This is a genomic window from Treponema sp., assembly GCF_045657965.1.
In the GTDB taxonomy this organism is placed as follows: Bacteria; Spirochaetota; Spirochaetia; order Treponematales; family Treponemataceae; genus Treponema_D.
On the sequence record NZ_JAZOUG010000010.1, the window covers coordinates 1 to 7,375 of the forward strand.

Below are 7,375 nucleotides of genomic sequence, written 5' to 3' on the forward strand. Positions count from 1 at the left end.
CACAATTTGAAATCGTATCAGAAACAGTAAATTCAGCAGTAAATGAAGCTGTTTATACTGCCTTAAAAAATTTAAAATTCAAAATCGAACATTAGAAAAGGCGTATGTAACACTACTCTAAAAATTCTTCGATTTTTGCACGGACTTCTTCGCTTGGAATAAGAGCTGCAACACTCAAAACCTTTGCTTTTTTCATCATTTTTTCAGCTTCTTCTTCTGAAATTCCGCGGCTCTGCATGTAAAAAAGTTCATCTGAACCAAGTCGGCCTAAAGTAGCACCATGAGTTCCAGCTACATTTTCTTCATCGCACAAAATTACCGGAATTGATTTATTTACGGCAGTTTTACTCAAAAGCAGAGTTTCTTCCTGCTCATCGCCTGTAGCATCTGTACAGCCGCGCTTAAAATCAATGGTCCCGCGGTAAGTTTTTAGTGAAGCTTCTCCGACGACGCCTTTTACAAGCATTTTTGTGTCAGTTTTTGCGCCATGATGATTTACGACATAGTTCATGTCGAGAATCTGGCCGTTTTCTGTTATGTAGGCAGTATCACTTTTAAACTTTGAAGCATATCCATTGAGCTCGTTTTTTACCTGTGCGTAAACTTTACTTCCGCCAAGTTCAATCTGAGTAACTTCTATCGAAGCGTTTTCATCACACTCACCTTCAGTGTCGTCAATCTGAACGTAGTTTTCGCCTAGAAGCTGAACTTTTACGAGGTGAATTTTTGAGTATGGCTTTGCAGCCAGTTTTGTCTTAACCGAAGAAAAACCGCCTGCGCTTTTGGCAGAAGTGTAATCAAGAATTACAGTGATTTCTGCATTTTCTTCAGCAGTAATCAGCTGTTCATTTTCATAACGTTTACCGTCTTCAAAAACAAGCGGGAGAAAAACAATTTCGTCTTTTTTAGTGGCATTGATTTCCTTTTTTTCTGAAATTACTTCTGAAGAAGCTTCAAATTCAACAGAAGCACGGTTCATTTTTAACCAGTTCCACGTAAGGGAAGGGATTGTATTTATATTCTCAAGTTTAATTTTTTCGGTCATTATTTTACCTCCACTTTCAAATCTTTTATCAGCACATCGAAAAATCCATGCGTCTGCTGCGGATAAACTCCAATTTTAAAGTAATTTTTAAAAGGACAAAAAACTTCTTCCTGAAAGACTTTTCTGCCGTCCATATATATTGCAAGAATGTTTTCTGTCGTTTCAATTCCAACAGATTTTTCCTCGCCGTAAGAATAAGCTCCAAGTACAGGGCTTTTATACGAACCGTCAGAATAATTTTTTATCCATGCACGGATTTTTCCGTCTGCAACGGCTATTCTTAAAAGCGGTGAATGCTCTCCGCTCATTATTTTTTCGTCAGGTACACAATGAATCTGCCCAACAGTGAATTTTGCACTTTTATCATCAGAAAAAGCCTTAAAAGTATAGCTCATCCGATGGAATCCTTTCATATCCCAGTTTTCAAGATGGCGAAGTTCAGAACGGACATATTTCGTATTTTTTGAATGTCCTTTGTCACCTGCATCAAGTGCAAAATGAATCCATTCTGTGCCACCCTCATCCTTAAAAACTGAATAATACTTTGATGAAAATCCTGAAAGCTGTTTTTCCTCAGCCATTTTACTTCCGCCGGGAAACTGAAACTTCCATTCAGATACAGTAATTAAATGAGATGGAGAAGAAAACTCAGTCTGATATGAAGCGAAAGTCCATTTTGAGTCAGCTCCAAAAGCTGCGCAAAGAGAAAAAGCCAAAACAAAAAAGCAGCAAAGTTTTTTTACCATTGTTTTTCTCTTACAGGCTTCCTTTCATCTCAAGGCGAATCAGGTTGTTCATTTCAACGGCGTATTCAAGCGGCAGTTCCTTTGAGACAGGATTTGCAAAGCCTGAAACAATCATAGTGCGTGCTTCTTCTTCGCTGATTCCACGGCTCATCAAATAGAAAACCGCATCGTTTGAAATTCGTCCGATTTTAGCTTCGTGACCTACATCACAGTCGTCTGTATGAATGTCCATTGCAGGAACCGTGTCGCTTCGGGAAATATTATCAAGCATTAAGCTTTCGCACGAAACGCTTGCCTTACTTCCGTGCGCTTCTTTTCCGATGTATATTGCACTTCGGTAGGTTGAAATGCCGCCTGATTTTGAAAGCGATTTTGTTGTAATTACGCTGGTCGTGTTCGGCGCGATATGAACCATTTTGGCTCCGGTATCAAGATTCTGTCCGCTTCCGGCAAAAGTTACTCCCGTAAACTCAGCACGGGCGCCACGGCCAATCAAGTCGCTCTGAGGGTACAAATAAGAAATATGGCTTCCGAACGAGCCTGAAACCCATTCGATTGAACCACCCTCTTCAACACGGGCACGCTTGGTGTTCAGGTTATACATGTTCTTTGACCAGTTTTCGACGGTTGAATAGCGAAGATGAGCACCTTTTTTAACATAAAGCTCAACACAGCCTGCGTGAAGATTTGCAACATTGTATTTTGGAGCAGAACAGCCTTCAATAAAATGCAAGTCCGCTCCCTCATCAACGATAATCAGCGTATGTTCAAACTGACCTGCTCCCTTTGCATTCAGGCGGAAATAACTCTGGAGAGGAATCTCGACTTTAACGTTTTTAGGAACATAAACAAAAGAACCGCCGGACCAGACAGCACCGTGCAAAGCCGCAAATTTGTGGTCATCTGGCTTTACAAGCTGCATAAAGTGCTCTTTTACCATGTCGGCGTACTCGCCCCGCAGAGAGCTTTCAAAATCAGTGTAAATAACTCCCTGTTTTGCAACTTCTTCCTGAAGATTGTGATAGACAAGCTCTGAATCGTACTGAGCTCCAACACCTGCCAGGGAAGTGCGTTCAGCCTCAGGAATTCCGAGCTTTTCAAAAGTATCTTTAATGTCTTCAGGAACATCTTCCCATTTGCCCTGCATTTTTGTGTTCGGGCGTACATAAGTTGCAATCTGGTCAATGTTAAGGCCAGAAATGTCCGGTCCCCACTCAGGAACACGCAGCTCGTTGTAGATTTTAAGTGCATTCTGCCGGAACTCACGCATCCATTCAGGGTCGTTTTTGTCTTCGGAAAGTTTTGCAACAATTTCTGCAGTCAAGCCCTGTTTGTTGCGGTAAAATCCCTTTTCTTCGTAACGGAAATCGTACGGAGAGTCAGCCATGCTTTTTATATCAATATTTTTATTTTCTGCCATTTCAGCTTATTTATCTCCAAAAATAGTAGGTTATTCTAACAAAAACAGAGAAAATATTCTACAATATCGCCCGCATTTTATAGTGATTCTCATCTAGTGAAACTTGAAAAAACTCTGTATAATAAATGATTGTGAACCGTCTGCTTCAATATTTAAAAACCCGGCCTCTCGCAATAATTTCTGCTGGTTTTCTCATTATTCTTTATTTCACCATGATTTTTGCGCCATTTTTTGCTCCATATACACCGGGCAAAACTTTCGAAGAAGACACTTTTCACCCTTCAAATATCGAACTTTCTTCAAAAGGAATCGTTGCCCGTGAGTACCGTGTCTTAAATCCTGTTACATGGCGTTATGCAAAAGTAAAAGGCGAAGAATTTCATCACAAAATCCGCTTTTTTGTAAAAGGCGAAGAATACCGTATTTTTGGGCTCATCCGCTGTTCACGCCATCTTTTCGGCACTCTCCCTGACCCACAGACTGGAGAAGTTTATCCGGTTTTTCTTTTTGGAGCCGACAACTTAGGCCGCGACCTCTTTTCGCGCATGGTTTACGGAAGCAGAATCTCCCTTACAATCGGCTTTGTAGCCAGTTTCATTTCACTTGTGCTTGCAATTTTACTCGGAGGCTTTGCAGGCTACTACGGAGGCAAAACTGACTGGGCGATTATGCGCTTTTCTGAGTTTTTCATGCTCATTCCGGGGCTTTACCTCATATTGTTTTTGCGCTCGCTTCTAAACAGCAAAATGGATTCCGGCACTTCCTACATGATTATCACCGTGATTTTATCGCTGGTCGGCTGGCCTGGAACTGCACGCACTTTGCGAGGCATGGTTCACTCAATCAAAAGGGAAGAATTTGTTTTAGATGCAGGTCTTGAAGGCATTCCTTCTACCGTAATAATTTTTGCGCACATTATCCCGCAGATTACAAGCCTTTTAATAGTTTCGACAACACTTGCAATTCCGGGCTTTATTATGAGCGAAACAACGCTTTCCTATCTCGGGCTTGGCATTTCAGATCCTGCCGTAAGCTGGGGAAGCCTTATAAACCGCGACATTTCAACACTTTCAAACCTCAAAAATTTTCCGTGGCTTTTAACTCCGGTCTTTCTGCTTTTAGCCGTCACTTTGGCGTTTAACTTTCTGGGTGATGCCCTTCGAGACTACTTTGACCCGTACCATGTGGTATTTAGAAAAAGGGGGCTACCGCTTCGCGGTCGGGCTTTGCGCACTTCCGCTGACGCTACATTGCCTTACGGCAACGCCTCCGGCGGTGCTCCAATCCCTAGCCCGTGGCTTTCCATCGAAAATCTCCGTGTCTCGTTCACGGTTCTCCGCGGGTCAAGCCAGACTGTAATCCAGTCTGTTCGTGGCGTTTCATTTTCCATGAACCGGGGAGAAATTTTAGGAATCGTCGGCGAATCTGGAAGCGGAAAATCCGTTACTACAACCGCAATTCCGGCTCTGCATCCTTCAAACGCTGCTATCGAAGGAAAAATCTTCTTTGAAGGAACAGAACTTACTTCACTCAGCCAGAAAGAAATGCGTTCTTACCGTGGTAAAAAAATCGGTCTTATTTTTCAGGAACCTGGCCGCTCGTTTGACCCGCTTCAGAATATAGGCTCAGTTTTCTTTGAGACATTCCGTAATTCAGAAGCGAAAATCACCCGAGCCGAAGCAGACTTAAAGACAATATCTCTTTTGAATGAAGTGGGCTTACCTGATCCGGAAAGCCGTCTTAAAAATTTTCCGCATCAGTTTTCAGGAGGACAGCTTCAGAGAATCTCAATCGCACTTTCTCTTGCTCAGGGCTGCGAGCTTTTAATTGCAGACGAACCTACCACCGCCCTTGATGTTACGATTCAGGCTCAGATTGTCTCACTTCTTGCGAATCTTCGGAAAACACGCGGTCTTTCAATTATTTTTATCAGCCACAATATTGAACTGGTTGCTTCACTCTGCGACAACATGATTGTAATGTATGGCGGACTCATTATGGAAAAAGGCACGAGTGAGCAGATTATGAACCACGCAAAGCATCCGTACACACAGGCACTTTTAGCTTCTTCCCCGCGTTTTGGCACTCACTACTCAACTCAAAGGCTTGTTTCAATTCCGGGGCGCGTAACAGACCCTGCACACCCTGAGCCAGGCTGTCCTTTTGCACCACGCTGTCAGTTTACAAAAGAAGAATGTAAACAAAAATCAACTTCAAATGAAATAAATATTTCCTGCTGGAAAATAAATAATAAAACTATGGAGTAAAACAATGAAAACATACGGTGTAATTATGGCAGGCGGAGGCGGAACAAGATTCTGGCCGCTTTCAAGACAGGCAACCCCCAAGCAGCTTTTAAATTTGAGCGGCAAAGACTTAATGGTAAACGAAGCAATTGACCGGCTCTCAAAAACCGCTTCAAACGATGATATTTTTATCGTCACAAACGAAAGTCAGATCGCAAAAATGCTCAAAGCAACAAAAGGCCGCATAAAGCGTAATCATATTCTTTCTGAACCGAGTGCACGTAATACGGCAGCCTGTGTAGGTTATGCCGCCATGGAAATCTTAAAAAAATACGGTGACGGTATTATGGTAATCACGCCGAGTGATGCCTACATTAAAAACGAAGAAGAATTTACCCGTGTTCTGAGTGTTGCTGTAAAAGCAGCAGAAGAAAAGGACGCACTTGTTACAGTCGGAATCACACCGACATTTGCTGCAACTGGTTACGGCTACATTAAATTTCAAAAATCAGGTGAAGAGGTTCTAAAAGTACTTGAATTCAAAGAAAAGCCTGATGAAGAAACTGCAAAAAAATATGTCGAATCAGGTGAGTACGCATGGAATTCCGGAATGTTTATCTGGAAAGCAAGCACAATTCTCAAAACTTTTGAAAAATATCTTCCATCGGTGTACAATGATTTGTGTAAAATTGGTGAATCCATGAAAACTGATGATGAATACAACGTTATCGATAAAATCTATCCAAAGATCGAAAGCATTTCAATTGATTACGGTATCATGGAAAAATCAGATAATGTCTATGTTGTGCCGGGCGAATTCGGCTGGAATGATGTGGGCAGTTTTGACATGATGGGCGTTCTGCATAAATCAGATTCCGACGGCAATATCAAAATCGGTGATCAGATTAACGTTGACACTAAAAACTGCATTACCTATTCAAGCGGCAGACTCATTGCAACAATCGGTCTTGAAAATATTGTTGTAGTTGAGACAGAAGATGCTGTGCTTGTATGCGATAAGAGCAAAGTTCAGGACGTTAAAAAAGTTGTAGAGCAGCTCAAAAAAGAACGAAGAATCGAACTGTTATAAAAAAACAAAAAAGGAGATAGTTTTATGAGAAAAGCAGGAATTTTGCTTCATCCGACAAGTCTGCCGGGAAGTGCGGGAATCGGAACGCTTGGAAAAAGCGCGTTTGACTTCATTGATTTTTTACAGAAGGCTGAAATTAAGCTCTGGCAGGTTTTGCCATTAGGTCCTACAGGTTACGGGGACAGCCCTTATCAGTCATTCTCTACCTTTGCACTTAATCCGCTTCTGATTGATTTTGAAGATTTAGTTAATCGTGGCTGGGCAACTGAGGCGCTTGTCAAAAAGCCTTCTTACATAAAGAACAAAGGTAATGTTGATTTTGGCTCTGTAGTCTGGTGGAAAACTAATGCCCTCAAAGAAATAGCAAAATACTTTCTTGAGCTGATTACAAATCCGGATGCTGCAGGTGAAACTTTTGATTCTTCTGTAAAAATGGAATTCTTTTCTTTCTGCCGTGAAAATATGTTCTGGCTTCGTGACTATGCGGCTTTTATGAGCATTAAAAAATTCTATGACGAAAAAGCTCAGAAAGAACGGGAACAGACTGGAAGCAGTGTTAACGGAAGCTGGAATGTTTACTGGCCGAAAAAGCTTGCAAAACACGATGAACAGGCAGTCGAAAAATGGATTAACGAGCACACCGAAGATTATCTGCAGACCGAAGTGATTCAGTTCTTCGCTTCAAAACAGTGGCAGGCCGTTCACGATTACGCAAAATCAAAGGAAATTGAGATTATCGGCGATGTTCCGATTTTTGTTGCCGCTGATTCAAGCGATGTCTGGGCAAATCAGAAATTCTAAGTCGGATCGTAGCCATGTCGTTCTGTG

At 41.8% G+C, this 7,375-nt stretch carries 6 protein-coding genes; 3 read left to right on the forward strand and 3 right to left on the reverse strand.

The genetic code is table 11. The annotated features are described in order from the left end of the window. Positions 1 to 112: 112 nt before the first annotated feature. From ACKI5B_RS00195 to sufB, 3 genes are read right to left on the reverse strand one after another with little or no spacing between them, the layout of a single operon-like run. Positions 113 to 1,045 carry a SufB/SufD family protein gene (locus ACKI5B_RS00195; RefSeq protein WP_407424937.1) on the reverse strand — a complete coding sequence of 311 codons (933 nt, stop codon included), beginning with the start codon at positions 1,043 to 1,045 and terminating at the stop codon, positions 113 to 115. Then, on the reverse strand, positions 1,045 to 1,791 hold the full coding sequence (locus ACKI5B_RS00200; RefSeq protein WP_407424938.1) for a polysaccharide lyase family 7 protein: 747 nt from the start codon (positions 1,789 to 1,791) through the stop codon (positions 1,045 to 1,047). Before ACKI5B_RS00200 ends, ACKI5B_RS00195 begins: the two co-directional genes overlap by 1 nt. Before the next feature lie 10 nt (positions 1,792 to 1,801). After that, complete coding sequence (sufB, locus tag ACKI5B_RS00205; RefSeq protein ID WP_407424939.1) at positions 1,802 to 3,211, reverse strand: Fe-S cluster assembly protein SufB; 1,410 nt, start codon at positions 3,209 to 3,211, stop codon at positions 1,802 to 1,804. 131 nt (positions 3,212 to 3,342) lie between these two features. On the opposite strand from sufB, the gene ACKI5B_RS00210 reads away from it, so the two are divergent. The 3 genes from ACKI5B_RS00210 to ACKI5B_RS00220 are packed head-to-tail and all read left to right on the forward strand — an operon-like array spanning position 3,343 to position 7,348. Continuing rightward, positions 3,343 to 5,478 carry a dipeptide/oligopeptide/nickel ABC transporter permease/ATP-binding protein gene (locus ACKI5B_RS00210; RefSeq protein WP_407424940.1) on the forward strand — a complete coding sequence of 712 codons (2,136 nt, stop codon included), beginning with the start codon at positions 3,343 to 3,345 and terminating at the stop codon, positions 5,476 to 5,478. A 4-nt stretch (positions 5,479 to 5,482) separates the two neighbouring features. Next, a complete protein-coding gene (locus ACKI5B_RS00215) occupies positions 5,483 to 6,547 on the forward strand; it encodes a mannose-1-phosphate guanylyltransferase (protein ID WP_407424941.1) in 1,065 nt (354 codons plus the stop codon). A gap of 24 nt (positions 6,548 to 6,571) precedes the next feature. Further along, positions 6,572 to 7,348 carry a 4-alpha-glucanotransferase gene (locus ACKI5B_RS00220; RefSeq protein ID WP_407424942.1) on the forward strand — a complete coding sequence of 259 codons (777 nt, stop codon included), beginning with the start codon at positions 6,572 to 6,574 and terminating at the stop codon, positions 7,346 to 7,348. Positions 7,349 to 7,375: the final 27 nt, after the last annotated feature.